This is a genomic window from Sphingosinicella sp. CPCC 101087, assembly GCF_004151485.1.
In the GTDB taxonomy this organism is placed as follows: Bacteria; Pseudomonadota; Alphaproteobacteria; order Sphingomonadales; family Sphingomonadaceae; genus Allosphingosinicella.
The window spans coordinates 151,388-176,650 of sequence record NZ_SBFF01000004.1 but is presented as its reverse complement, the minus strand read 5'-3'; the positions used below and the strand labels follow the sequence as shown (position 1 = coordinate 176,650).

At 66.7% G+C, this 25,263-nt stretch carries 18 protein-coding genes and 1 pseudogene; 12 read left to right on the top strand and 7 right to left on the bottom strand.

All coding sequences use genetic code 11. The annotated features are described in order from the left end of the window. The first annotated feature begins 55 nt into the window (after positions 1-55). Positions 56-769 (top strand): VOC family protein, encoded by a 714-nt coding sequence (locus tag EKM57_RS08085; protein ID WP_129791981.1) that lies wholly within the window; start codon positions 56-58, stop codon positions 767-769. 12 nt (positions 770-781) lie between these two features. On the opposite strand, the gene EKM57_RS08080 is transcribed toward EKM57_RS08085, so the two are convergent. Together EKM57_RS08080 and EKM57_RS08075 are read right to left on the bottom strand one after the other, a co-directional pair. Then, positions 782-1,273, bottom strand: coding sequence for an anthrone oxygenase family protein (locus tag EKM57_RS08080; RefSeq protein WP_206185347.1), 492 nt, complete (start codon positions 1,271-1,273; stop codon positions 782-784). A gap of 135 nt (positions 1,274-1,408) precedes the next feature. Then, positions 1,409-1,840, bottom strand: a pseudogene (locus tag EKM57_RS08075) (cupin domain-containing protein). A gap of 123 nt (positions 1,841-1,963) precedes the next feature. On the opposite strand from EKM57_RS08075, the gene EKM57_RS22215 reads away from it, so the two are divergent. Further along, positions 1,964-2,452: a hypothetical protein gene (locus EKM57_RS22215; RefSeq protein ID WP_129791980.1), complete on the top strand. Its 489-nt coding sequence runs from the start codon at positions 1,964-1,966 to the stop codon at positions 2,450-2,452. A 30-nt stretch (positions 2,453-2,482) separates the two neighbouring features. Here EKM57_RS22215 and EKM57_RS08065 read toward each other — a convergent pair whose 3' ends face one another. Both EKM57_RS08065 and EKM57_RS08060 read right to left on the bottom strand, forming a co-directional pair. Continuing rightward, on the bottom strand, positions 2,483-2,926 hold the full coding sequence (locus EKM57_RS08065; protein ID WP_129791979.1) for a DUF1810 domain-containing protein: 444 nt from the start codon (positions 2,924-2,926) through the stop codon (positions 2,483-2,485). 286 nt (positions 2,927-3,212) lie between these two features. Then, positions 3,213-4,148, bottom strand: a complete 936-nt coding sequence (locus EKM57_RS08060; protein WP_243450948.1) for a cation diffusion facilitator family transporter — start codon at positions 4,146-4,148, stop codon at positions 3,213-3,215. Positions 4,149-4,282: 134 nt separating this feature from the next. Between EKM57_RS08060 and EKM57_RS08055 the strand changes: the two genes are divergently transcribed. Further along, positions 4,283-4,750, top strand: coding sequence for a DUF2721 domain-containing protein (locus EKM57_RS08055; protein WP_129792119.1), 468 nt, complete (start codon positions 4,283-4,285; stop codon positions 4,748-4,750). Positions 4,751-4,756: 6 nt separating this feature from the next. On the opposite strand, the gene EKM57_RS08050 is transcribed toward EKM57_RS08055, so the two are convergent. Beyond that, the gene (locus EKM57_RS08050) at positions 4,757-6,103 is read right to left on the bottom strand and encodes a dicarboxylate/amino acid:cation symporter (protein ID WP_129791977.1); all 1,347 of its coding nucleotides are present in this window, start codon (positions 6,101-6,103) and stop codon (positions 4,757-4,759) included. Positions 6,104-6,250: 147 nt separating this feature from the next. Between EKM57_RS08050 and EKM57_RS08045 the strand changes: the two genes are divergently transcribed. Beyond that, entirely contained in the window at positions 6,251-6,712 is a 462-nt protein-coding gene (locus EKM57_RS08045) for an Rrf2 family transcriptional regulator (protein ID WP_129791976.1), read from the top strand. A 222-nt stretch (positions 6,713-6,934) separates the two neighbouring features. Here the strand turns inward: EKM57_RS08045 and EKM57_RS08040 are convergent, their stop codons facing one another. Both EKM57_RS08040 and EKM57_RS08035 read right to left on the bottom strand, forming a co-directional pair. Continuing rightward, positions 6,935-8,275 carry a PAS domain-containing sensor histidine kinase gene (locus tag EKM57_RS08040; protein ID WP_129791975.1) on the bottom strand — a complete coding sequence of 447 codons (1,341 nt, stop codon included), beginning with the start codon at positions 8,273-8,275 and terminating at the stop codon, positions 6,935-6,937. Positions 8,276-8,465: 190 nt separating this feature from the next. Next, positions 8,466-9,872, bottom strand: coding sequence for a sigma-54 dependent transcriptional regulator (locus EKM57_RS08035; RefSeq protein WP_243450947.1), 1,407 nt, complete (start codon positions 9,870-9,872; stop codon positions 8,466-8,468). Positions 9,873-10,271: 399 nt separating this feature from the next. Here EKM57_RS08035 and EKM57_RS08030 point away from each other — a divergent pair, with 399 nt between their 5' ends. From EKM57_RS08030 to EKM57_RS07995, 8 genes are all read left to right on the top strand, one after another. Beyond that, positions 10,272-11,579 (top strand): efflux RND transporter periplasmic adaptor subunit, encoded by a 1,308-nt coding sequence (locus EKM57_RS08030; RefSeq protein ID WP_243450946.1) that lies wholly within the window; start codon positions 10,272-10,274, stop codon positions 11,577-11,579. Positions 11,580-11,603: 24 nt separating this feature from the next. After that, a complete protein-coding gene (locus EKM57_RS08025; protein WP_129791973.1) occupies positions 11,604-12,284 on the top strand; it encodes an ABC transporter ATP-binding protein in 681 nt (226 codons plus the stop codon). Between the two features lie 144 nt (positions 12,285-12,428). Continuing rightward, on the top strand, positions 12,429-14,933 hold the full coding sequence (locus EKM57_RS08020) for an ABC transporter permease (RefSeq protein ID WP_129791972.1): 2,505 nt from the start codon (positions 12,429-12,431) through the stop codon (positions 14,931-14,933). 43 nt (positions 14,934-14,976) lie between these two features. Next, positions 14,977-17,484 carry an ABC transporter permease gene (locus EKM57_RS08015; RefSeq protein ID WP_129791971.1) on the top strand — a complete coding sequence of 836 codons (2,508 nt, stop codon included), beginning with the start codon at positions 14,977-14,979 and terminating at the stop codon, positions 17,482-17,484. A 34-nt stretch (positions 17,485-17,518) separates the two neighbouring features. After that, entirely contained in the window at positions 17,519-20,017 is a 2,499-nt protein-coding gene (locus EKM57_RS08010) for an ABC transporter permease (RefSeq protein WP_129791970.1), read from the top strand. 16 nt (positions 20,018-20,033) lie between these two features. Beyond that, the gene (locus EKM57_RS08005; RefSeq protein WP_129791969.1) at positions 20,034-22,517 is read left to right on the top strand and encodes an ABC transporter permease; all 2,484 of its coding nucleotides are present in this window, start codon (positions 20,034-20,036) and stop codon (positions 22,515-22,517) included. Between the two features lie 11 nt (positions 22,518-22,528). Further along, positions 22,529-25,018 carry an ABC transporter permease gene (locus EKM57_RS08000; RefSeq protein WP_129791968.1) on the top strand — a complete coding sequence of 830 codons (2,490 nt, stop codon included), beginning with the start codon at positions 22,529-22,531 and terminating at the stop codon, positions 25,016-25,018. Between the two features lie 9 nt (positions 25,019-25,027). Then, a complete protein-coding gene (locus tag EKM57_RS07995) occupies positions 25,028-25,249 on the top strand; it encodes a hypothetical protein (RefSeq protein WP_129792117.1) in 222 nt (73 codons plus the stop codon). The last annotated feature ends 14 nt before the right edge of the window (positions 25,250-25,263 follow it).

Genomic DNA, 25,263 nt, shown 5'->3' with positions numbered 1-25,263 from the left:
GCTCGCCTTCCTCTGTCTCGCCGCCGCTTGTGCCGGCCCCCGTGAGGAGCGCTACGTGCGTCCCGCACCTACCGATCCGGTCCTGGTCCTCGACCACGCCTGGATGGCGGTTCGTGAGGGTGGACCGGAACGGCCGATGCTGGAGGCGGCGGGCTTCCGCTTCGTGCCAACGATCAACGCGCACGAAGGGCAGGGTACGGCCTCGGCGAGGATCGCGTTCGAAAACGGTTCCTTCGAGCTGATCTGGCCCGATAACGACGTGCCCGAGCTCGACGGCGGAGCGATGGCCAAGGCGCGATTCGCCAGGCGCGCCGACTGGCGACGCTCGGGGGACTCGCCGTTCGGGATCGGCTTCCGCCGCACTTCGGCGACGCCGCCCACTTTCCCGTTCGAAACATGGCGCGTCGCCGCGCCCTGGATGGGACCGGGCAGCAGCATCGAAATGCTCTCGCCGCTCGACGCGCGGACCGTCACGCTGTTCATTGCCTCTCAAGGCGTCGATGAAGCGGCAAACCGCGCCGCCATTGCGGCCGGTGGGGCCGCGGCCGAGCCGTTCCTGCACCCGAACGGCGCACGGCGGATCACGGGGCTCCGGGTAAGCGCTCCGACGCGCCTGGCGCTTCCGCCGTCCGCTTCCTTCGTCAATCTCAGCTGGGCGGCGGAGCTGCGGGTCGGCGACGAATGGCTGATGGAATTGGAGCTCGACCACGGCTCTCAGAATCAGCAAGTCGACTTCCGGCCGAACGTGCCGCTCATCGTCAGGTTCTGAAAACGCTCTGCCTCAGAGCGCCACGGCCACGACGAGCAGCACGAACGCCGACATAGCCGCGACCGCACGAAGCACGTGCGAGCGTTCCCACCGGTCGCGCATCGACCTCCAGTCGCCGGGCGCCTCGGCGGCGGCGCCGGTGTCGAAGAAATTTCGTGCAGATCCGGTCAGCGGCTGCGCCTGAAGCCAGTAGCGATTCACAGGCTGCGTCATCGTCCAGAAGATCAGTTGCACGACAAGCAGTGCCGCCAGTGACCCGGCGATCAACCAGAAGCGGGACGTTCCAACCGGTATCGTCGCAAGCAGCGCGGCCACGGCGACCGTCCCGAGCGGCTCGGCCGCGCCGCCGATCGTGAAACCGGGATAGTAGATCGGTTGCACCGCCAGATACTGCTCGCGGTCGAGGCGCATCTTGCCCGGCAACTCCAGCGCATGGGCCAGCGACAGGGCCATCGTGATCGCGACCAGCAAGGTCGCGGCGATCTCGAGGGCGATCTCCATCATCGCGTCTCCTCGCCGCACCGACGCAATCGACGGCGCCTCCGGGCTGCCAATCGCGACCCGTCTTTCGGGTTCCGGCGAAGCGGTAGCCTGTCGCGCTGGCGGGACGATTGGTTGAGACCGGCTGCCGAGGCCGCCTCAGCCGCCGGGCGCCCAGCCCGGCGGTGCCAGGGTGAACCCCGCAAACTCGAATCCGGGCGACACCACGCAGGAAACAAGGGCCCAGCCGCGGTCCGCAACGGCGGACTGCCATTCGCCCGGCGCGATCCTCACCTGCGCCTCCTCGCCGGCAAGCACGCCGCTCCCGAGCCGCACCGTGCGGACCGGCGCTGCGTCGGACCGTGCCACGTCGAGCCGAAGCGGGCTGCCCGCGTGAAACAGCCACAGCTCTGTCGCGTCCACCTTGTGCCAGTGTGAACGCTCACCCGCTTCGAGCAGGAACTAGATGGCGGTGGCCGAGGCGCGCCCCCCTGTGGGCGCCTCGGCGCGCCACGTCTCGCGATACCAGCCGCCTTCCGGGTGGGGCGCCAAGTCCAGGGCCTCGATCAGGCGTCTTGCGTCGTTCGTCAATTGATCGTCCCGATGCCGGCTATGGCCGCGTTGAACGGCGGAATGATCGTCCAGCCTCAGGCGGCGCGCAATCCATCCCAGACGGATTCGGAACTCCGAGCCTCTTTCCTGCCTTTCTGCCCCATGTCTCGTCGAACCCTTCGCCTGGCGGCCTTGCTTGCGCCTGCGCTCGCTCTTGCCGCCTGCGGTCCGCCACCCGATCGGGCGGCCGAAAGCTCACCCGCGCGAGTCGATAGGGGGCTCCCGGAGGACGGTAGCGCCCGCGCGATCCCGTCCGGGCCTCAAGCCTCTTCGCCGGCCGAGCCCTCCGCTCCCCCGGTGCCGGCGCTGCCGGCGCGCTTCCTCGGAACCTGGGATCAGAGCGCGGCCGCGTGCGCCGGCTCGGGCAGCGAGATGCGGCTCGTCGTCGAGCCGGGGCGGCTTCGATTCCACGAGAGCGTCGCCCGCATAGAAGCGATTCGGGAAACGGATGGCGGGCACGTCGAAGTCGATCTCGCCTTCCAGGGCGAGGGGGAAAGTTGGCGCGAGACGCGGACGCTGCGCAGGACGGCCGAAGACCGGCTCGCCGTCGAGGCCGCCGGCCCGCCGGCCGAACGGGTTCGCTGCGGCTGATTCGGGACTTCAGCCGATGTCGGGCGTCGGTCAGCTCTTCGCCAGCCGTTCGCAGGTCGCCGGGTCACGCTGCCCGCCATAGAATGCGTCCAGCGCCTCGGCGAAGGGCGACGGCGGCGCCTCGACTGCGTCGAACAGGGTCATGGACGACCGGAACTTGACCGCGTCGATCCGACCGAAGATCTCCTCGGCGGTCAGCTCGCGGTGGGCCAGCACCGCCTCGGTGCATTCGCGCAGCCGGGATCCTAGCACTGCGTGGCTTAGATAGGCGCGGGCCTCCTCGAGGCCGGAAAGGGCGAAATTCCGCGCGGCGGCGCTGTAGCCGAGGCCAGCGATCTGCGGGAAGACGAACCACATCCAATGGCTTTCCTTGCACCCGCGGGCCAGCTCCGCCTGGACCAGCCAGTAGATCGGCTCCTGCGCCGCCACGAACCGCTGGAGATCGAATCGGTCCCTGTCGGCGCTTTCGCCCATTCCGCACCTCAGTTCTTGGCGTCGTGGATGATGCCTTTGGTCGATGGATTGGAGGCATTCTTCTTCGGTTTCTCCGCCTTCGGTTTGCGGATTTCCTTGTTCGACTTTTTCTGACCCTTGGCCATGTCGCTGCTCCTTGGGCGTCACGCCCGCGACGACCATACGCGTTCGCGAGGCCCAAGGCATCCGCTAAGGCGGGTCTTCCGGTGCGGGTCCTGCGTTCGTCCCGGGAAGCGTCCGTCGTCGGCGCGGCCAAGTCCGCCGTGATGCGGCGTGCAGCGCCGCGCTATTGCTTCACCGCCTCTTCCGTTCCGCAATCCTGGCAGTCGGCGCCGAGTTCGAGCTCGATCTGAAGGGTCGCATGGCCGATTCCGAACCGGTCGTGCATCAGCTTCTGGGCGCTCGCGAGGAAGCCGTTGCCCGGGTGCCCGTCGGCCATGACCAGATGCGCGGTCATCACCGTATCGGTCGTGCCCATCGGCCAGATGTGGAGGTCGTGCACCGCGGTCACGCCGGGCAGGCCGGCGAGCGCCCGCTCCACCTCCTCCGGCTCGATTCCCTCCGGCACCGCCCCCAGCGACATGAACACCGACTGCTTGAGCAGGCCCCAGGTGTTCCAGAAGATGATCGCCGCGATCACGAGGGTCACGGCGGGGTCGATCCAGCTTGCGCCGGTCCACAGGATCAGCAGCCCGGCGACGACCACCCCGGCCGAGACGCCGGCGTCGGCAGCCATGTGGAGATAGGCGCCGCGTATGTTGAGGTCGCGCTTGCGACCGCTGACGAACAGCAAGGCGGTGGCGAGATTGACGACGACTCCGATCGCCGCGACCAGCACCATTGCCTGGCCGGGGGCGGGCGGGGGATCCGTGAAGCGGCTCGCGGCCTCGAGCACGATCGCGCCCAAGGCGACGAGCAGCAGCAGCGAGTTGGCGAGCGAAGCGAGGATCGACGAGCCGCGATAGCCCCAGGTGAATCGCCGCGTCGGCGGTCGCTTCGACAGGCCGGCGCCTACCCAGGCGACGGCGAGGCCGAGCACGTCGGAAAAATTGTGTCCGGCATCGGCGAGCAGGGCCATCGAGCCGAAGGCCAGGCCCGCGGCGGCCTCGGCCGTGGCGAACAGGATGTTGAGCGTGATTCCGATGGCGAAGGCGCGGCCGAAGTCCGCCGGCGCATGACTGTGCCCGCCATGGTGATGATGATGGCCGTGATGTTCCGCCAATTGCGCCTCGTCCCGCTTCGTACCTCTGCTAACCGAACAGGCGCAGGTGATGCTAGGACATCGGGCCGAGGCCCGACGCCTGCGCCCGCCAATCCGATTGATCATCGGCGATCCGACCGGCTAGGTCCGTGACCATGAGCCAGGCCGCCGTCTCGACCATCGCCCAGCAGATCCAGCTGTCGATCGCTCCGGTATTCCTGCTCGCCGGCATCGGCGCACTCCTGAGCGTGCTGACTCAGCGCCTCGCCCGCGCCGTCGAGCGCGAGCGAAGCCTCCAGCGCGACTTCGAGCAGTTCGACATGCATGCGCGCCGGATCGCCACCGACGAGCTGCACATCCTGGACCGGCGGGTCACGGTCGTGAACTGGGCGATCACCGCCTGCACCGCCGCGGCGTTGTCCGTCTGCGTGCTCATCGCGATGATGTTCATCGCCGACCTCGCCGACTTCGCCTTCGGACGGGAGATCGCCTGGCTGTTCATTATTACGATGCTGCTGCTGATCGCTGGGCTCGCCCTCTTCCTTTGGGAGATACGTCTCGCCATCCGGGCGCTGCGCGTCGGTAGCGAGCAGATGCCGCATCGCCGCCTGCCGCCATCCTGAGCCCGCTCAGCCGGGTTCGGCCGCCGGCGCCGGCACGTCGCTCTTCCCTTCGATCTGCAGCAGGTCGCTCTCTTTCTCGGTGAGCTCGCCCCCCTCGCCGCGAAACGCCGCGCGAAGCCGGGCCGGATCGACCGCTTTCTCCCAGCGCGCGACAACGATCGTCGCTACGGCATTGCCGACGAAATTGGTGAGCGCCCGGCATTCGCTCATGAACCGGTCGACGCCAAGGATCAGCGCCATTCCGGCGACGGGGATCGAGGGCACTACCGACAAGGTGGCGGCGAGCACGATGAAACCGGATCCGGTCACGCCGGCGGCGCCCTTGGACGAGATGATCGCCACGGCCATCAGCAGCAGCTGGTCGCCCAGCGTCAGCTCGGTGTTGGTCGCCTGGGCGATGAACAAGGCAGCCAGCGACATGTAGATGTTGGTGCCGTCGAGGTTGAAGGAATAGCCGGTCGGCACGACCAGGCCGACGATGGGCTTGGGACAGCCGGCCCGCTCCAGCTTCTCCATCAGGAGCGGCATCGCGCTTTCCGAACTCGACGTGCCGAGCACCAGCAGCAGCTCGTCCTTGATGTAGCGAACCAGGCCGAGAAGCGAGAAACCGACCGTCCGCGCCACCAATCCGAGCACCACGACCACGAACAGCAGCGAGGTGAAGTAGAAGGTGCCGATCAGCCCGGCGAGGTTGGCAAGCGAGCCGATGCCATATTGGCCGATCGTGAAAGCCATCGCGCCGAATGCCCCGATCGGCGCCGCGTACATCAGGATGTGCACCATGCGGAATACGATGGCGGTGAGCACGCGAAGGCCGCTCAGCACCCTTTCACCGCGCGCACCGACCAGCGCCAGCGAGATGCCGAACAGAATGGCGACGAACAGGATCTGGAGGATCTCGCCCGAGGTGAAGGCGCTGAATGCCGTGTCCGGGATGATGTGCAGCACGAATTCGGTGAGCGTGCGCTCCTGCGCCTCGGTGACGTAACCGGCGACCGCGCCCCTATCCAGTGTCGCCGGGTCGATGTTTAGTCCCTCGCCGGGCCGGACGAGGTTGCCGACCGCCAGCCCGACCGCCAGCGCCAGGGTCGAGAAGGTCAGGAAATAGGCCATCGCCTTGGCGCCGACACGCCCGAAAGCCTTGAGGTCGGCCATTCCGGCGATGCCGGTGACGACGGTGAGGAAGATGACCGGCGTGATGATCATCTTGACCAGTTTGATGAAACCGTCGCCGAGCGGCTTCAGCGACTGGCCGGTCTCGGGCCACAGCCAGCCGACCAGCACGCCGAGCGCGATCCCGACTAGCACCTGGAAATAGAGCGTCCGCCAGAACGGCCGCCGCGCCTGTGCCATTGACCTCTCCCCTCGCGCTCTCCCTTCGACCGAGAGCCTCGCGCCGCTCGTGATAGAGGCGGCTTTCGCGGCTGTCAGGCGCTTTCGGGAATGGCCCGAAGGGGGCGTCCGGTTGCGATTCGCGCCGCCGCGGTCCATTGGGGCCCCATGCTTTCTCAACGGACGCGGTACACAATTCGGGCTCTGCTCCATCTCGCCGATCGCTACGGGGAAGGGCCGGTCCAGCTTGCCGAGATTGCCGAGGCGCAGAACCTGCCGCCCAAATTCCTGACCGTCATTCTCTCGCAGATGCGCCGGGCCGGTCTGATCGCGACGATGCGCGGGCGCGAGGGCGGCTACTGGCTCGCCCGGCCCCCCCAGGAAATAAGCTATGGTGAGATCGTCCGGCTGACCCGCGGCTCACTGGGTCTGCTCCCCTGCGCCAGCCGCCTGGCGCACGAGGCCTGCCGCAACTGCATCAGCGAGGAGAAGTGCCGGCTGCATCGGGCGATGCTGCTCGTGCGCGACGAGACCGCCCGCATCCTCGATGGCCTCACCCTTGCCGATCCGGTCGACCAGGTCGAGCCGATCGCGACCCTCGAGGAGGCACAGGCCGGCGCCCTCTCTTGAGCTCTGCCTCCCCGCGCGCCGGGGCATCGCGTTCACCCATTCTGTTCTTGTTCGTCGCACCAGCGAAAGCTGGGGTCCGTCCGGCCTCGGTTTCCAGGAGCCTGGTCCCCTTGGATGCCAGCCTTCGCTGGCAAGACGGGCTGCGGCTATGGAACTTGGCGGAAGAGGCGTGAATCGCCTGGGCTGCACGCAGGGCGGGAATTGTGTTGGATCTCCCGCCTCTCAGATCACGATCCGGAACAGGGCGCCGCCGCTCTGGCCCGCGTCGACGTTGATCGATCCGCGATGGGCGAGCACCACCTGGCGGGCCAGGCTGAGCCCGACGCCGGTCCCCTTCGCCTTGGTGGTGAAGAAAGGGAGGAAGATGTCCTGGCGCAGCCCCTGCGGAACGCCGGGGCCGTTATCCTCCACTTCGATCCGGGTCCGCCCCGATCGGGTCCGACCGAAGGACAGGGAGACGCAGGGCCGCTCCGAATGGCTCCGCGCCGCCTCCGCCGCGTTGCGCAGCAGGTTGATGAGCACCTGGCTCATCAGGTCCGGATCAGCTTCGATCGGCGGCAGTCCGTCCGGAACAGCCAGGGTGAACTCGACCCCATCCGCAACGTCTCCGGCCCGAAACAGGGCCTCGAGCTCGGCGCCCCAGGCGGCGACGTCGATCGGACGCGGCCGGGCCTGCGGCGCGCGGCTGATCTGGCGATAACTCTCGACGAACTTCATCACCCCGTCAGCCCGCCGCGCCAGCGTCTCGACCGCCCCGCGCGCATCCGCCATTTCCGGTCCGGCCCCGGAATCGAGCCGGCGCATCAGCTCGACAGCGCTGTGTGCCAGCGACGTGACGGGGGTCATCGAATTCATGATCTCGTGGGTGAGAACGCGGATGAGGTCGCTCTGGGCTGCGATCTCGATGGCGTTCAGCTCGCCCTGGATCGGCTGCACCGCCACCACCCGCACCGAGCCGCCCAGCCGGTGCACGACGGCGGCGCTGACCAGCATCGTCTGCGGAACGCCGTCGCTGACCAGGGGAACCAGTCGCGGCCGGTTGATCGCGCCGCCCTCGAGCGCGTCGGCGAAGGCGTCGCCATATTCGCGAAAGTCCTCGATCCGGACGCCTCGGTGGCGCATCAGCAGCCGCCGTGCCGCCTTGTTGGCGAGCTCCACCTTGCCGCTCTCGTCGACCGTCAGCAAGGCGGTGGGCGCATCGTCCAGCACCGCCTCGTAGAAGCGGTTGGCGTCGATGAGCTTGTGCTTCTCGTCGCGCATCCGCTTGATCGCGTCGTCCAGCACGGCGCCGAGCTGCGCAAAGCCGCTCCCGTCGAATCGGTGCGAGAAGCCCTGGCTGAAATCGGCGAATCGGACGGCGTCGATGAAGCGGGCGAGCTCCATGTTGGTCCGCTGCACGTGCCGCCACAACAGCGTGGCGGCACCGATGACGAGCAGGCCAGCAACGATCCGGGCCGCTCCCAGCCCCTCGATCGATAGCGACTGGACGAAGCCGAACGCGGCGGCCAGCAGCAGGCCGAGGCGCCACACCAGCCCGATGATGAAGCGGCTGCGGAAACGCATCTAGGGCCCCTCCCTTTCACGGGAAGGGACTGGGGTGGACCAGGCAAAGGTGAATGGCTGCCGGCTCCGACATGGGCCGCCCACGCCGTCCTCACGCCAACTCGGCTCGGGGGGCGTCCTTTCCCGCCGGCAAGGCCGAGAGCCCCCGAATCCCTGAACGGAATGCGCTGAGATTCGCTCGACCTTTGCGCTACAGCCCATGCTTCTCCATCCGCCGATAGAGCGAAGCGCGGGTCAGGCCGAGCTCGGCGGCGGCCAGCGAGATGTTGTAGCTGTGCTTCTTCAGGGCTTCCTCGACCATCTGCTTCTCGGCCCGCTCGAGGTTGAGGTCGTCGCGGCCGACCGGGGCCGGGGCCGGTGCCGGCGCCGAGGCGCGCGCCGCGGCACCGCGTGAAAGCGAAAAGTCCTCGACCGTATAATGCTCGCCCTCCGCGAGGATCACCGCGCGTTCGGCGGCATGGCGAAGCGCGCGCACATTGCCCGGCCAGTCATAAGCCTCCAGCGCCGCGACGACCTCTTCGGGGATCTCCCGCGCCGGCTTGGCATATTTCTTCGCGTACAGCGCGATGAAATGGTCGACGAGCGACATCACGTCCTGTCGTCGTTCACGCAAGGGAGGCAGCTCGATCTCCACCGTGTTCAGGCGGAACAGCAGGTCCTGCCGGAACCGTCCTTCGTCGCCCAGCAGCTCGAGCGGGCAGTTGGTCGCGGCGATCACGCGCACGTCGATCGGTACGGGCTTGTTGGCGCCGACCGGGATCACCTGTCTTTGCTCGAGCGCCGTCAGCAGCTTGGGCTGCAGGTGAAGAGGCAGATTGCCGATCTCGTCGAGGAACAAGGTGCCGCCGTTCGCCGCCGGCATGCGGCCGATCCGGTCCCCCCGCGCGTCGGTGAAGGCCCCTTTCACATGACCGAACAGCTCCGCTTCGAACAAATTCTCCGCGACCGCGCCGAGATCGACCGAGACCAGCACCTGATCGGCCCGGCGCGAACGACGGTGGAGTTCGCGCGCCACCAGTTCCTTGCCGGTGCCATTCTCTCCCAGGATCAGCACGTTCGCTTCCGTCGGCGCTGCCCGCTCGATCAGGGACCAGACCCGCGCCATCGCCGGCGACCGGCCGATCAACGGCATCTCGCCGCCGGCCGCCGGCGCCGATACGGCGGCGGCGCGCTTGCGCTCCGTTGAGGCTTCCTCGCGCGAGGTGCGCAACGCCGCCGCGGTGCGAACCGTCGCCAGCAGCCGTTCGTTCGACCAGGGCTTCGAGACGAAGTCGGTTGCGCCGCGCTTCATCGCCTCGACGGCGATCTGCACGCCGGCATGGGCGGTAATCATCACCACCACCGCCTGCGGATCGCGCTTCAATATCTCCGCGAGCCAGTGGAATCCCTCTGCCGCGTCGGTCGCGCCGCGCCCGAAATTGGCATCTAGCAGGATCACGTCGGGCAGCTCCGGCTCCATCGCCGCCAGCGCGGCCTCGGGTGACCGGAAATCGGCGACTTCGCGGAACATGTCGCGCAACAGAAGCCGCGCCGACAGCAGGATGTCGGGATCGTCGTCGATGATGATGCAGCGCCCGAAGCGCTTCGATTCGGTCACTGAGCCCTCCCAAGCTGATCGATAAGCTCCAATCAATAAGCGTGCCAGTGTCGTCCGGCCTCGGACATTCCTGTTCGGAAGCGGACAGTCCCGGCCGTGGCTCGAGGTGACGGCCGCCGTCGGAAAATGGCGGAAATCCGCCGCTTTTTTCATTTGGCACGGCTCCTGCTGAACTTCCGGTGCAGGGGCAAACCGCTTCAGGGAGCATGAACATGGCAAGATTCGAAGCGCTGGCTTTCACGGTCGGCTTTCTCATGACCGGCCTCCTCACGTTCGTGGCGCTGCCGCTTGCAGCGTGAGACGTGGGTCCAGGACCGGTGGTGTGCGGCGGCGGACAGCTTCTGTCCGGATTCGGACAGCGGCTGCCCGCCGTTGGCATGAGCATTGGAGTGTGCGTGAATGAGCGTAGTGCGGATTGAGAAGCCTGAAGGACGGCCCGAGAGCGGCGGCGGCATGGACCGCGTCGTCGCGCGAGGCGGCCTGTCCAACCGGGTCAAGATCGGCATTGCCGCAGCAGGCGTCCTTCTGGCCGCCTTCCTCTTCTACTGGTTCGCGCCCAGCGCCAACAGCCAGACTGTCGAAACTTCGCGGCTGACCATCTCGACGGTCGAGCGCGGCCGATTCGATGATTTCCTGCCGCTGCGCGCTCGGGTCGAGCCCCTCGTGACCGTTTTCCTCGATGCCGTCGAGGGCGGCCGCGTCGAGCAGGTGATGGTCGAGGACGGTGCGATGGTCCAGGCGGGCCAGTTGCTCGCCGTCCTTTCCAACTCGGACCTTCAACTCAATGTTCTCGCGCGCCAGACCGAGGTGACGCAGCAGATCAACTCGATGCGCAGCCAGGAACTGGCTCTCTCGCAGAACCGGCTCGCAAACGAGCGCGCGGTTATCGAGGCCGAGCTCGCCGTCCAGACCGCCCAGCGCCAATATGAGATGCAGCGGCCGCTGGCCGAGCGTGGCTATGTTCCGGCGCGTCAGTTCGCGGACAGCCGCGACGCCTATGAGGCCGCACGCGATCGCCTAGCCGTGCTGCGCCGCACGCAGTCGACCGACGAGCGGCTGCAGTCCAGCCAGCTTGCCCAGCTTCGCGCCTCGACCAACGCGCTCAACCAGAGCCTCGACCTGGCTCGCGCCAGCCTGGACGCACTGAACCTGCGCGCGCCGGTCGCCGGGCAGCTTACCGCTTTCTCGATACAGGTGGGCCAGTCGTTCAACCGGGGCGAGCGCCTCGGCCAGATCGACAGCGCCGGGCGCAACAAGCTGCGCGCCCAGGTCGACGAATTCTATCTCGGCCGCGTGGCCGAGGGTCAGGTGGCCACCGCCGAGGTCGCGGGCCGGCCCTATCGGATGCGGGTCGGGAAGATCTACCCGCAGGTGCGCAACGGCGCATTCGAGATCGACCTCAATTTCATCGGCCAGGAGCCGGCCGACCTTCAACGCGGACAGACCGTGCAGATCCGCCTGACGCTGGGCGATCCGGCGCCGGCTCTGCTGATCCCGAACGGCGCCTTCTACAACGAAACTGGCGGCAACTGGGTGTTCGTCGTGGCGCCCGACGGGGGCAGCGCGGTCAAGCGCCAGGTCCGCCTCGGCCGCCGCAACGCCGATCATATCGAGGTGCTCGAAGGCCTCGACCCGGGCGAGCGCGTCATCACCTCGCCTTATACCGGTTTCGCCGAACGCGACCGGCTCGACCTTAGTGGACAATGAGAGTGGGCAAGAAGGGAAAGACCGATGCTGAGCATGCGTGAACTGTCGCGGGTCTACCGCACCGACATGGTCGAAACGACCGCCCTCGACGGGATTTTCCTCGACGTGGCCGACGGCGAGTTCGTCGCGGTGATGGGTCCTTCGGGCTGCGGCAAGTCGACCCTGCTCAATGTGATCGGGATGCTCGACAGCCCGACGAGCGGGTCCTACGTCTTCAACGGCACCGAGGTGGCGGGCCTGTCTGAATCGAAGCTCGCCGACTTCCGGAAGCGGAACATCGGGTTCATCTTTCAGAGCTTCAATCTCGTCGACGAGCTTAGCGTCCGCGAGAATATCGAGCTTGCGCTGCTCTACCACAATGTCCCCGCGGCAGAGCGGCGCGCCCGGGTCGACGAGGTGATGGACAAGGTGGGTATCGCCCATCGCGCCAAGCACCGCCCGAGTCAGCTGTCGGGCGGCCAGCAGCAGCGTGTCGCCGTCGCCCGGGCACTCGTCGCCAACCCCAAGCTGATCCTCGCCGACGAGCCGACCGGCAATCTCGACACGGCCCATGGCGAGGAAGTGATGAAGATGCTGCAGGCGCTCAATGCCGAAGGATCCACCATCGTCATGGTGACCCACTCGCCGAGCCACGCCGATTATGCCGGCCGCGTCGTCAACATGCTCGACGGCCGAATCCTGATCGAGCACCGGCGCGCGGCCTGACGATCGAATCCCCTCTCCCGAAAGGGGGAGGTGGGGAGAGGCGGTCGCCCACGTCCCCAAGCCGGACGAGCGCCCCTTTCCCTTCGCCGCCCCGGCGGCTCGTGCCTCTGCCGAAGCGGCGAGGCAAATGCGGAGCAGAAGACTATGTGGCGCAACTATCTCACCGTCGGCATCCGTGCCCTGGCCAAGAATCGCACCTATGCCTTCATCAACATCGTCGGTTTGGCCATCGGCCTTGCCGCCTGCCTCATGCTGCTCCTCTACGTCCGTTACGAGACCACCTACGACGAGTGGCTTCCCAATGCCGAGAACACCTACCAGTTTCAGAGCCATTTCCGCTCGCGCCAGACCGGCCAGGATGACCGGCTGCAGATGACTTCCTATGTCGCAGGCCAGCGCCTGCGGCAGGATTTTCCGCAGGTCGAAAGCAGCGTCTACGTGCTGTCCAGCAGTCCGGTGATCATGCGCGGCGGCGAGGCGCTGCCGACCGAGGACGCCTTGCTGGTCGACAATCGCTTTTTCGACGTGCTGCGCTTTCCGCTCGTCCAGGGCGATCCGCGCACCGCGCTTTCGCAGGTCGGATCGATCGTGCTCACCGAAACCGAAGGGCGTCGGATATTCGGCGACGAGAATCCGATGGGCAAGACCGTCACCTTGGTGGCTCGCGGCGTCCCCACGGACTTTCGCGTGACCGGCATCGCGCGCGACGTGCCGCGCAACAGCCACATGCGTTTCAGTCTGATCGCGCGATTCGATCCCGCGAGCTATTTCACCGACACGCCGGATTTTCTGACCAGCTGGGGTTGGCAGTCGGGCTGGTACTATTTCAGCTTGCGTCCGGGCAGCGATCCCGCGGCGATCGAGGCGCAACTCCCCGCCTGGGAGCGGCGCAACATCCCCGACCAGCAGTTCGGGACCGAGACCTTCAACGCAGGCGAAGAGCAGGACTGGAAGGTCGCCAATATCCGCGACGTTCATCTCGGCGACGCGCAGCGGGCGTCGATGACGCCCGGCAACGATCGGCAGACAATCGTTACCTTTGCCGTCATCGCCTTTCTGATCCTGGGCATGGCCTGCGTGAACTTCACGAACCTCGCGACGGCCCGGGCCAGTCAGCGCGCCCGCGAGGTGGCCTTGAGGAAGGTGCTCGGCGCCAACCGCCAGCAGCTCGTCACCCAATTCCTGCTGGAATCGGTGCTGATCGCCGCCATCTCGATGGTCATCGCTTTGGCGATGGTCGAGCTGTTGCTGCCCGCTATGTCCGCCTTTCTCGATGCCGATCTCGCCATGACCTATTTCGGCATGGACGGGATGCTGCTGCCGATCCTGGCACTGACCCTCGTCGTCGGCGCCGCGGGCGGCGTCTACCCCGCTTTCTATCTGTCGCGTTTCCAGCCGGCCCAGGTGCTCAAGGCGAACAAGTCGACCGCCGAGGCCGCCGGCTCCGGCCGCCTGCGCAACATACTCGTCGTCGCGCAGTTCGCCGTGTCGATCGGCCTCATCATCTGCACGGCCGTGGTCTACGCTCAGACCGTCTTCGCCCGGACCGCCGACCCGGGATTCCGCCGCGACGGGGTTATCCAGATCGGCAATTTCGGCCGTCGTGAGCTGATGGAACGGTCCGAGACGATCGTCGACGAGATGGAGCGCATTCCCGGAATCGTCTCGGTCGGCCGATCGGGCATCGGCGTCGCCACCGGCAGCACGAGCACGACCGGCGTGCAGGTGCCGGGCCAGGCCGAGCCGATCGGCATAGGCAGCTATTCGATCGATCTCGGCTTTTTCGAAACGCTCGGGATCGAGCGCGTCGCCGGCCGCCTGTTCGAGGAAGGCCGCCCCGCCGACGATTCGACGCTGCCCTTCCCGTCTACCGATGAGATGGAGCGACCATTGGTCGCGCGCGGCATCAACGTCGTCATCAACGAGCTCGCGGCACAACGTATGGGCTGGCAGGATCCGGCCGACGCCGTCGGCAAGACGGTGATGGTCACCTTCTTCGATCCGGAGGACGGACTGGTGCCGACCCGGATCATCGGCGTCGTCCGCAACAGCCGATTCCGGTCGATCCGCACGCCGATCGAGCCGATCATGTTCCGTTTCGACCGGACCTTCGCCAACAACCTGCTGCTGCGCTACGACACTTCGGAACCGCAGGCCGTTCGCAACCGCGTCGAGCAGGCATGGAAGCGTCTCGCCCCGGACGTCCCGTTCGACGGAGAATTCAGCGAGGAGCGAGTCGCCGAGCTCTACGAAGCGGAGCAGGCCCGCGCCCAGGTTTTTGCCGGCTTCGCCGCTCTGGCGGTGATCGTCGCTTGCCTCGGCCTGTTCGGCCTGGCCGCCTTCACCGCCGAACGCCGGACCAAGGAGATCGGGATCAGGAAGGTGCTCGGCGCGCGCACCCGAGACATCGTCCGGCTGCTCGCCTGGCAATTCTCCAAGCCGGTGATCGTCGCCAATCTGATCGCCTGGCCGGCCGCCTGGTGGGCGATGCGCGAGTGGCTGAACACGTTCGACGCGCGCATCGACCTGGGTCCGGCACCATTCGTGCTGGCCGGCCTGCTCGCCTTGGCGATCGCGATCGGCACGATCTCGGGGCACGCCTTCCGGGTGGCACGATCGAACCCGATCATCGCCCTCCGGTACGAATGAGGGGCGCAGGCTCGCGCTGGACCACGGAAGGGAGCCGCCGACGATGTGGCGCAATTATCTGACCGTCGGCTTGAGATCGCTGCTGCGGAGCCGGACCTACGCCTTCATCAACATCTTCGGCCTCGCCGTGGGCCTCGCCGCCTGCCTGATGCTGCTGCTCTACGTGCGCTACGAGCGCAGCTACGACGAATGGCTGCCCAACGCCGAGAATCTCTACCAGCTCCAGAACATCAGCACCGACGACGAGACCGGCGAGGTCTATCGCATGCAGATGTCCCAATATGCGGCCGGCACGGCGCTGGAGCAGGATTTCCCCGAGGTCGAGCGCCGGCTCTTCATGTACGGGACCTTCGCCATCGCGCTGAAGGACGGAGAGGCGATATCCATCGAGAACGCCGCCGCCGCCGCCGGACCGGTGTTCGACGTGCTGCCCCTGCCCTTCGTCCGCGGCGACCCGGCCACGGCTCTGGCCCGGCCCGGCAACGTCGTCCTGACGGAAACGGTGGCGCAGCGGCTGTTCGGCGACGAGGACCCGATCGGCAGAACGCTGACGCTCGTGCAGCGCGAGCATGTCGATCATCGCGTCACCGGCGTGATCCGCGATCTGCCGCCCAATTCCCACATGCGCCTCAGCATGATCTACCGGATCGATCCGGCCACCACCTTTGCCACCTTCCCCGAATTTCTCACCAGCTGGGGACAGATATCGGGCTGGAACTACCTGCGCCTGCGCCCCGGGACGGATGTCGAGCGGATCCACGCCGCAATGCCCCAATGGGAGCGACGCAACATCCCGCCCGAAGATTTCGGCCGGGGCACGATCGACCGCGGCAAGGCCCAGGATTGGCGCTTGGTCAACGTCCGCGACGTGCATCTCGGCGAGGCGCAGCTCGGCGGCTTCGCCCCCGGCAATGACGAGCGCACCATCGTCACCTTCACCGTTGTCGCCTTCCTGATCCTGTTCATGGCCTGTGTGAACTTCACCAACCTCGCCACCGCCCGCGCCAGTCAGCGCGCCCGAGAAGTGGCGTTGCGCAAGGTGCTTGGTGCTAATCGCCGCCAGCTGATCGCCCAGTTTCTCGGTGAATCCCTGCTGCTGACGACGATCGCGATGCTGATCGCACTGGCTGCGGCCGAACTGCTGCTTCCGTTCCTGTCGGGCTTTCTCGAGGCCGACCTCGAAATGACCTATTTCGGCGCAGACGGCCTTGTCCTGCCGATCGTCCTCCTCGTGTTGCTGGTGGGCGCGGTCGGAGGTCTGTATCCGGCATTTCAGCTTTCCCGCTTTCAGCCGGCCGAGGTGCTCAAGGCCAACAAATCCGCCGCCGAGGCCGCCGGCACCGGCCGGCTGCGCAGCGCCTTGGTCGTCGCCCAGTTCGCCGTGTCGATCGGCCTCATCATCTGCACGGCGATCGTCTACGCCCAGACGGTACACGCCCGCACCGCCGATCCCGGCTTCCGTCGCGAAGGCATCCTCCAGATCGACAATCTCAATCGCCGACAGCTCCAGCCGGTCGCCGAAACGCTGGCGCGCGAGATCGGCCGGATCGACGGCGTCGTCTCTGTTTCGCGAACGAGCATCGGCGTCGACACGCACAATACGATGGGCCGCGCCGTCTATCTGCCCGGCCGCGATGAACCGGTGAATCTCGGCAATTATGCGGTGGACGAGCATTTCTTCGCCACGATGGGCATCGACCGGCTCGCGGGCCGCCTGTTCGACCCGGACCGTCCGATGGACCGGCTGCACGTTCCGGTCGACGGCGACGCCGAGGCGGAGCGCGCCTTGGCGCGGCGCGGCGGCAACGTGATCGTGAACGCGCTGGCGGCGCGGCAGCTGGGCTTCCGCACGCCCGAGGACGCGGTCGGCAAGCAGGTGCGGGTCTCCTTGTCGCCGTTCAACCCGGAGATCGGCCTGACGCCGGTCACCATCGTCGGCGTCGTCAGGGACACGCGCTGGCGCTCCATCCGCCTGCCGGTCGAGCCCATCATGTACCGGCTCGGAAGCGATTATGCCGGCTATCTGGCGGTGCGCTACGATTCCGCCGATCCCGGCGCGGTGCGCGAGCATATCGGTGAAGTCTGGCGCCGGGTCGTCCCCGACGTACCGTTCGAGGCATATTTCACCGAAGAGATACTCGCCAGGCTGTACGGTCCCGAGGCGGCGCGCGCGCAGGTCTTCGCCGGGTTCGCGCTGCTCGCGATCATCGTGGCCTGCCTCGGCCTGTTCGGCCTCGCTGCCTTCACCGCCGAGCGACGGACCAAGGAGATCGGCATTCGCAAGGTGCTTGGCGCGCGCACTGGAGACATCGTCCGGCTGCTGGCGTGGCAATTCTCCAAGCCGATCATCCTCGCCAACCTGATCGCCTGGCCGGTCGCCTGGTGGGCCATGCGCGACTGGCTCAACACGTTTGAAGCCCGGATAGACCTGGGGCCGGCGCCGTTCCTGCTGGCCGGCCTGCTGGCGCTGGCGATCGCGCTCGGCACCATTGCCGGCCACGCTGTCCGGGTGGCGCGCGCCAACCCTATCCATGCGCTGAGATACGAATGAGCGTGGCGGGACAGCGAAGGAGGGGAGGCGTTCCATGTGGCGCAACTATCTGACGGTCGGCGTCCGCGCGCTCGCCAAGAGCCGGACCTACGCCTTCATCAACATCTTCGGCCTCGCGATCGGCATGGCCGCCTGCCTGATGATCCTGCTCTACGTCCGCTACGAGCTCAGCTACGATCGCTGGATCCCCGAGGCGGATCGCATCTACCAGGTGCAGAGCTGGTACAAGGCCCGCGATACCGGGAACGAAGCCAAGCTCCAGATGACGCCTTACACTGCGGGCAAGTCGCTCAAGGACAATTTCCCGCAGATCGAGCAGGAGGTCTACGTCACCGACAACGAGCCGGTCTTCTTCCGGAACGGCGAGGCGACCTCCACCGAGGATTACCTTTGGGTCGACGGCAACTTCCTCGACGTCGTGCCGCTGCCGCTGGTGCATGGCGACCACAATGCGCTGTCGCAGGCCAATTCCGCGGTGATCACCCAGTCTGAGGCCCGGCGGCGGTTCGGCACCGATCGGGTGGTCGGCGAGACGATGACCCTCATCACGCGCGGCGTCACGAGGGACTTCCGGATCACCGGCGTGCTTCGCGACCTGCCGACCAACTCGCACCTCAGGATCAACAGTCTGATCCGGATCGATCTGATCGCCTACAATGCCGACTTTCCCCAGGCGCTCCAATGCTGGGGCTGCCAGAACGGCTGGGTCTATGTGAAGCTGCGGCCGGGTGCGGACGTTCAGGCGATCCGCTCGAGCCTCCAGGCCTGGGAGGACCGGGTCATTCCCGACGACAATACGGGCGAGGCGCGCTACAACGCCGGCGACGACCAGGATTGGCACATCGTCAACCTGACCGACGTCCATCTGGGCGAGGCCCAGGCTGCGGCGATGGCGCCGGGGAACGACCGCACCACCATCATCACCTTCTCGATCGTAGCTCTGCTGATCCTGGGCATGGCGGTGGTGAACTTCACCAATCTCGCCACTGCGCGTGCCAGCCAGCGGGCGCGCGAGGTCGCCTTGCGCAAGGCGCTCGGCGCCACTCGAAGGCAGTTGATCGTGCAGTTCGTGGGCGAATCGATCATCGTCGCCGTCGGCGCGATGCTCATCGCGCTCGCTTTGATCGAGCTGCTGATGCCGTCATTCACCGCCTTTCTCGGCGCCAATCTCGACGTGCGCTATTTTGGCGCCGGGGGGATCATGCTGCCGGTCCTGGGGCTGGTGGTCGTGGTCGGCGTCCTGGGAGGTCTCTACCCGGCCTTCTTCATCTCCAGGTTCGAGCCTGCGACGGTGCTCAAGGCGAACAAATCCTCGTCGGAGACGCCAGGATCGGGGCGTCTGCGCAGCATCCTGGTCGTCGCCCAGTTCGCCGTTTCGATCGCGCTCATCATCTGCACCGCCGTCATCTACGGCCAGACCGTCTTCGCTCGCACCGTCGATCCGGGATACGACCGCAGCAACATTCTCCAGATCGATGGTCTCAGCCGTTACCAGCTGCTCGAAAAGGGCGAGATGCTGGTCGATCGGATCAAGCGCGTCCCGGGCGTCGTCACCGCCGGCCGCACGAATATCGGCGTCGCGACCGACAATAACAGCAACACGAACGTCATGATCCCCGGCCGCCCCGATCCGGTCCTTATCGGCATTTATCAGGTCGACGAGGCCTTCCTCGAGGCGATGGGCATGCAGCTCGTCGCCGGCCGCTGGTTCGATCCGCAGCGGCCGATGGACGATATGACAGTACCTTATCCGCCCGACGGCGCGGCGCAGCGCGCGCTCGCGGCCCGGGGCGGCAATATCGTCATCAACGAGCTGGCGGCGCGGCGGCTGGGGTTCCGCAACCCCGCCGATGCGGTCGGCCGCACCATCCGCGCCGGTTTGGTGCAAAGCGAATTCGGGCTCGTTCCCGCCACGGTGATCGGCGTCGTGCGCGATGCGCGCTTCCGCTCGGTCAAGCTGCCGATGGATCCGATCATGTTCCAGAACGTGAACAGCGGCCACACCCACGTCATCGCTCGGTTCGACGGCAATCCCGCCGAGGTCCGTGCCGCCATCGAGCGGGTCTGGAAGGGCGTCACGACCGAGGTGCCGTTCGAGGCCGAATATAGCGACTCGATCATCGGGGAATTGTACGATGCCGAGGATGCCAGGGCGCAGGCGTTCGCCGCCTTCGCAATCCTCGCGATCATCGTGGCCTGCCTCGGCCTGTTCGGCCTCGCTGCCTTCACCGCCGAGCGGCGGACCAAGGAAATCGGCATCAGGAAGGTGCTCGGCGCCCGCACCCGCGACATCGTCCAGCTGCTCGCCTGGCAATTTTCCAAGCCGATCATCGTCGCCAACCTGATCGCCTGGCCCGTCGCCTGGTGGGTGATGCGCGACTGGCTGAACAATTTCGACGCGCGCATCGACCTCGGCCCGGCGCCGTTCGTGCTCGCCGGGCTCCTGGCTCTGGCGATCGCCATCGGGACCATCGCCGGCCACGCCTTCAAAGTTGCGCGCGCCAACCCGATCCAGGCGCTGAGATACGAGTGAGGGGAGGGAGGCCGGCATGTGGCGCAACTATCTGACCGTCGGTTTCCGCTCGCTCGTCAGGAGCCGGACCTACGCTTTCATCAACATATTCGGCCTCGCGATCGGGCTCGCCGCGAGCCTGCTGCTCATCCTCTATGTCCGCTACGAAACGAGCTACGACGCCTGGCTCCCGGACAGTGAGCGAATCTATCAGGTGCAGGCGACCTGGCACGAGCCGGGGCAGCCGGTCTCGGCTACGCAGTCCAGCCCGATGCCGGTGCACGACACGCTGGTCGGCGGCTTTCCGCAGATCGAAGCCATCACCATCGCCGTTCCGAGTCGTCCGGCCGTGCTTCACCAGGGTCGGCCGATCACCGTCGAGGGGCTTCGCGTCGATCCGGCCTTCTTCGACATATTCCAGCTCCGCTTCCTGCGCGGCTCGGCCGGGCAGGCCCTTCCGAACGTGACTTCGATCGTTCTGACCGAAACCGAGGCGATTCGGCAGTTCGGCTCGATCGACGTCATCGGACAGACGATCACCACGAGCGGCGGCGCTGAGAGACGCGACTATATCGTGACGGGTGTCGTCGCCGACATGCCGAACAACAGCCACATGGCCTTCGATGCCCTGCTGCGCTTCGATCCCGCTCTATATGCGGGCAGGCCCGAAATCTTTCGGAGCTGGGGCGCCATGGGCCAGTATCACTACGTGAAGCTGCGGCCCGAAGCGGAGGCCGAAGCCATCAATGCGGCGCTTCCCGACTGGGAAAAGAGGGTCATCCCGCCGCAGGTCATCGACGGCCGCACCGCCTCGCAGGCCGACATCATGGACCTGGAACTGGTTCCGGTGCGCGGCGTCCACCTCGGCGAGGCGCAGCAGCTGTCGATGACTCCCGGCAACGACCACCGCACCGTCGCGACTTTCGCCATCGTCGCGGCACTGATCCTCGCCATGGCCTGCATCAACTTCATCAATCTGTCGACCGCGCGCGCCGGCCAGCGCGCCCGAGAGGTCGCGCTGCGAAAGGTGCTCGGGGCGAGCCGGAAGCAGCTGGTCCTCCAGTTCCTCGGCGAGTCGGTTCTGCTCGCGACGCTGTCGATGCTGATCGCGCTGACGCTGATCGAGCTGTTCGCACCGATGCTCGGCAACTATCTCGATGCCGACTTCCAGCTTCGCTACTTCGGCGGCGGGGGCATCGGCCTCATGGCCGTCGTCCTGATCGCGCTGGTGGGCGCGCTTGGCGGCCTCTACCCCGCTTTCTTCCTTGCTCGCTTTCAGCCCGCTCATGTGCTGCGGGCGAACAAGTCCTCGGCCGAGCCGCACGGTACCGGCCGGCTGCGCAACCTGCTGGTGGTCGCGCAGTTCGCCATTTCGATCGGCCTGATCATCTGCACCTGGGTCGTCTATTCGCAGACCCGCTTCGTCACCACCGTCGATCCCGGATACGAGCGGGACGGGCTGATCCAGGTCGGCGGTGCCTGGCGGCTGCAGGAAACGGGCAGCTACGAGGCGGCGAAGCGGCGGCTGGAATCCGTCCCCGGAATCGTCGCTGTCGGCAGGACCAACCTCGGCATCGCCGCGATCAACAAGTCGATCCAGGCGGTCAGCGCTCCGGGCGGGATCCAGGGTCTCAATGTCGGCGTCTATCGTGCCGATCCCGACTTCTTCTCGGCGATGGGAATGCGCCTGCTCGCTGGCCGGATGCTCGGGGAGCGCTTCGCCAATGATCGTCTCATCCGCTCTCCGGAGGGCACGCCGATCGGAAATCTCTCCGCGCGCGGGCTGAACATCATCGTCAACCGCCGCGCCGCACAGATGTTCGGATTTCGCGACCCTTCGGCCGCGCTCGGGCAGCAGGTGCGCACGAGCGTCGACGGAGCGGAGATGGTGCCTTGCACGATCGTCGGCGTGGTCGAGGATACGCGCGTCCGCAGCGCGCGCGACGAGATCGAGCCGCTCATCTTCACCTTCGACCCCGACGAGATCACGCAGTTGATCGTCCGCTACCGCTCCGACCGGCCAGGCGAGGTAATGGAAGGGCTCCGGAATGCCTGGCTGGAGTTCCTGCCCGACATTCCCTTCGATGCCGCCTTCGCCGAGGATCTGGTCGCCGAGCTTTATCAGCGCGACCGCACGCGCGCGGCCGTATTCGGCGGCTTCGCCATTCTCGCCGTGATCATCTCCTGCCTCGGCCTCTTCGGTCTCGCGGCGTTCACGGCCGCGCGGCGGACGAAGGAGATCGGCATCCGCAAGGTCCTCGGCGCGCGCGTCGCGGATATCGTCAAGCTGCTCGTCTGGCAGTTCACCAAGCCGGTGGTGATCGCGAACCTGATCGCCTGGCCGGTCGCCTGGTGGGTGATGCGTGACTGGCTCAACACGTTCGACGTGCGCATCGACCTCGGGCTCACGCCCTTCGCGCTCGCCGGTCTGCTTGCGCTCGGGATCGCGATAGGCACGATCGCCGGCCATGCCATCCGCGTCGCACGCACCAATCCCATCCACGCCTTGCGCTACGAATGAGGAGACGGCCGATGTGGCGCAATTATCTCACCGTCGGATTTCGGGCACTGACCCGCAACCGGACCTACGCCTTCATCAACGTCTTCGGCCTGGCGCTCGGCCTCGCCGCCTGCCTGATGATCCTGATCTACGTCCGCTACGAGACGAGCTACGATCGCTGGCTGCCCGACTCCGAGCGGGTCTTTCAGGTCCAGTCGATCAACGTATCGGAGGACAATCCGAACCGCGTGCCCCAGCAGGGCACTCACGGCGTCATCACCGAGAGTCTCGCCGCGGACTTCCCGCAGATCGAGGAAATCGCCCGCGTCGAAGGTTTCAACCCGGTCTTCCTCCAGGAAGGCGAGCCGGTTTTCGTCGAGATGTACCTGACCGACGAGAATTTCTTTCGAATCCTGCAACTGCCCTTCCTGCGCGGCGATCCGGCGACGGCGCTCTCCGGCATGGACGCGCTGGTGCTGAGCCGCAGCGAGGCGATGAACCGCTTCGGCAGCCTCGACATCATCGGCCGGACGGTGACCTCGATGCGTGGCGGGGAGCAGTACAGCCTGCGCGTCACCGGCATCTTCGAGGATATTCCCCGCAACAGCCACATGCCGTTCCGCGCCCTCGGCCGGATCAGCGAGCAGGAGAAGGCCGATTGCGGCTGGGGCTGCGTCAACGGATTCGTCTATCTGAAGCTGCGGCCGGGCGCCGACGCCGAAGCGATCAACGACCAGCTCCAGGCCTGGGAGCGGCGCAACATCCCGCCCGTGATTGTCGGCGGGCAGCAGGTCAGCGAAGGGGACCTGTTCGACTGGCACCTGGTCAACGTCCGCGACGTCCATCTGAGCGGCGCCGAGGGCGAGCTCGACCGTCCCGGCAACGACCGGCGCACGATCGTCACCTTCGCCATCGTCGCCCTGCTGATCCTGGCGATGGCGTCGATCAACTTCGTCAACCTCGCCACCGCCCGCGCCAGCCAGCGCGCCAGGGAGGTGGCGCTGCGCAAGGTGCTCGGCGCCAATCGGCGCCAGCTCGTCTTCCAGTTTCTCGGCGAGTCGCTGCTGATCACCGGTCTCGCCATGCTGATCGCGCTTGCCATGGTCGAGCTCGGCCTGCCCTATCTGGCGGCCTTTCTCGATTCCGACCTCGAAATCCAATATCTCGGTGTCGGCGGAATCCTGCTGCCGGTTGCCGGGCTGTTCCTCGTCGTCGGTTTCGCCGGCGGCCTCTATCCGGCCTTCTATCTGTCCCGCTTCCAGCCGGCGGCGGTGCTCAAGGCGAACAAGTCGACCGCCGAGCCGCTCGGCACCGGGCGGCTGCGCAACCTGCTCGTCGTCGGCCAGTTCGCCGTGTCGATCGGGCTCATCATCTGCACCATCGTGGTCTACGCCCAGACCCGCTTCGCCCAGACCACGGATCTGGGTTTCGAGCGCGAAGGGCTGATCCAGGTCGCCAATATGAATCGGGCCGAGGTCATCCCGCAGACCGAAACCCTGATGCGCGAGATCGGCCGGATCGAGGGTGTGGAGGGTGTCGCCGGCACCAGCATCACCGTCGCCACCGGCAACGTTACCAACACCAACGCTCTGGTGCCCGGCCGCGCCGAGCCGCTCCTCCTGGGCAATTACAGCGTCCATCCGGATTTCTTCCAGACGATGCGCGTGCCCTTGCTCGCCGGGCGGACCCTCTCGCTCGATCAGGCCCGCGATCGGCTGTGGCTGCCTTGGGGCACGGGCGAGGATCCAGAGCCGGCAATGCGGGAGCTTGTCCAGCGCGGGCTCAACATCGTCGTCAACCGGCTGGCCGCCGAGCAGATGGGCTATGCAGACCCGCAGGCGGCGATCGGCCGCCAGGTCAGGCTGAACGTCTTTCCGGAGGAGGTCGGCCTGCTTCCGGCAACGATCGTCGGCGTCGTCGAGAACAGTCGCTTTCGCTCGCTGCGCGAATCGGTCGAGCCGAGCCTGTTCTTCGACCGCGGAATCTATCGCAGCCTTGCCATACGCTATCGTTCGTCGAACCCGGAGGCCGTTCGGCAGAATGTCGCTCAGGTCTGGAAGCGGCTTGTCGCAGACGTGCCGTTCGAAGGGGAATATGCAGACGATCAACTCGCCGAGCTTTACGCCACCGATGCGGCCCGGGGTCAGGCGTTCGCCGGATTTGCGGGGCTCGCGGTCGTGATCGCCTGCCTCGGCCTGTTCGGCCTTGCCGCCTTCACTGCCGAGCGGCGAACCCGGGAAATCGGGATCCGAAAGGTATTCGGCGCCCGCTCGCGCGACATCGTCCGTCTGCTCGCGTGGCAGTTCTCGAAGCCGGTGATCGTCGCCAATCTGGTCGCCTGGCCGGCCGCCTGGTGGGTGATGCGCGACTGGCTCAACAGCTTCGACGTCCGGATCGACCTTGGGCCCGGCCCCTTTCTCATCGCCGGCCTGATCGCTCTCGCGATCGCGATCGGCACCGTTTCGGGCCACGCGCTGCGTGTCTCGCGCACCAACCCGATCAACGCCCTTCGCTACGAATAGGTCTTGGACATGGTCGAAATCCTCACCCCCGCCGCCACCGCGCTCGGCGTCACCTTCATTCTCTCGTTCACCGCTTACCGCGCCTGGCGCGGATGGCTCGATGTCAAGCGGCTCGAGCTCGCCCGGTCGACGGACGAGTCCGAGGGCGACGTCGGCGTTCGAATCGAACTGGCTGACGTGAAGGAACGGCTAAAGAAGCTCGAAGCCATAGCCAGCGGCGTCGAGCTGTAGGTCCGATCCTTCTC

What these genes read in the sequence shown, in the direction of transcription:
- EKM57_RS08080 (WP_206185347.1), bottom strand. Translation starts at nt 1,273, where the DNA reads ATGATGGAGATCGCCCTCGAGATCGCCGCGACCTTGCTGGTCGCGATC.
- EKM57_RS22215 (WP_129791980.1), top strand. Translation starts at nt 1,964, where the DNA reads ATGTCTCGTCGAACCCTTCGCCTGGCGGCCTTGCTTGCGCCTGCGCTC.
- EKM57_RS08065 (WP_129791979.1), bottom strand. Translation starts at nt 2,926, where the DNA reads ATGGGCGAAAGCGCCGACAGGGACCGATTCGATCTCCAGCGGTTCGTG.
- EKM57_RS08055 (WP_129792119.1), top strand. Translation starts at nt 4,283, where the DNA reads ATGAGCCAGGCCGCCGTCTCGACCATCGCCCAGCAGATCCAGCTGTCG.
- EKM57_RS08050 (WP_129791977.1), bottom strand. Translation starts at nt 6,103, where the DNA reads ATGGCACAGGCGCGGCGGCCGTTCTGGCGGACGCTCTATTTCCAGGTG.
- EKM57_RS08045 (WP_129791976.1), top strand. Translation starts at nt 6,251, where the DNA reads ATGCTTTCTCAACGGACGCGGTACACAATTCGGGCTCTGCTCCATCTC.
- EKM57_RS08040 (WP_129791975.1), bottom strand. Translation starts at nt 8,275, where the DNA reads ATGCGTTTCCGCAGCCGCTTCATCATCGGGCTGGTGTGGCGCCTCGGC.
- EKM57_RS08030 (WP_243450946.1), top strand. Translation starts at nt 10,272, where the DNA reads ATGAGCGTAGTGCGGATTGAGAAGCCTGAAGGACGGCCCGAGAGCGGC.
- EKM57_RS08025 (WP_129791973.1), top strand. Translation starts at nt 11,604, where the DNA reads ATGCTGAGCATGCGTGAACTGTCGCGGGTCTACCGCACCGACATGGTC.
- EKM57_RS08020 (WP_129791972.1), top strand. Translation starts at nt 12,429, where the DNA reads ATGTGGCGCAACTATCTCACCGTCGGCATCCGTGCCCTGGCCAAGAAT.
- EKM57_RS08015 (WP_129791971.1), top strand. Translation starts at nt 14,977, where the DNA reads ATGTGGCGCAATTATCTGACCGTCGGCTTGAGATCGCTGCTGCGGAGC.
- EKM57_RS08010 (WP_129791970.1), top strand. Translation starts at nt 17,519, where the DNA reads ATGTGGCGCAACTATCTGACGGTCGGCGTCCGCGCGCTCGCCAAGAGC.
- EKM57_RS08005 (WP_129791969.1), top strand. Translation starts at nt 20,034, where the DNA reads ATGTGGCGCAACTATCTGACCGTCGGTTTCCGCTCGCTCGTCAGGAGC.
- EKM57_RS08000 (WP_129791968.1), top strand. Translation starts at nt 22,529, where the DNA reads ATGTGGCGCAATTATCTCACCGTCGGATTTCGGGCACTGACCCGCAAC.
- EKM57_RS07995 (WP_129792117.1), top strand. Translation starts at nt 25,028, where the DNA reads ATGGTCGAAATCCTCACCCCCGCCGCCACCGCGCTCGGCGTCACCTTC.